Below are 550 nucleotides of genomic sequence, written 5' to 3' on the forward strand. Positions count from 1 at the left end.
AAAACGCTTTTCTGTCCTTCCAAACCACGTATTTACAAGCATTTCTTATCTGGTGGACTACGCAGATTTGGGTTTGGGATTCAGGGAAAACGGAGCGGATGGTCTGGGTAAATCCATTTAAATTATCGGTAGCGGTAATCAAAATATCTTCAACACCACGAGCTTTTAAATCGGTTAAAACACTCATCCAAAAGCTGGAACTTTCGTTCTTTCCAAGCCACATTCCCAAAACTTCTTTTCTTCCTTCACGGTTCAAGCCTACGGCTAAATAAATGGTTTTGTTAATGACTTTGGAGTTCTCTCGAACCTTGAAAACAATTCCGTCCATCCAAACAATCAGATACAATTCGTCTAAAGGTCGGTTTTGCCACGCAACGACTTCACTGGCAACAGCATTAGTTATTCGAGAAATTGTTGACGTAGAAACCTCAAAATCATACATATCCCTAATCTGTTCTTCAATATCTGAAACGCTCATTCCTTTAGCATAAAACGAGATAATGATATTCTCCAAACCATCGATGATATTGTGTCTTTTGGGAACTAAAGC

1 protein-coding gene is annotated in these 550 nt (G+C 39.1%); it reads right to left on the reverse strand.

The genetic code is table 11. The annotated features are described in order from the left end of the window. The coding region (locus tag IV513_RS15680) for an IS256 family transposase (protein WP_209391483.1) at window positions 1–550 on the reverse strand (550 nt) is incomplete at both ends.

It is taken from the genome of Chryseobacterium sp. RR2-3-20 (genome assembly GCF_017808115.1).
GTDB classification, from domain to species: domain Bacteria; phylum Bacteroidota; class Bacteroidia; order Flavobacteriales; family Weeksellaceae; genus Chryseobacterium; species Chryseobacterium oryzae.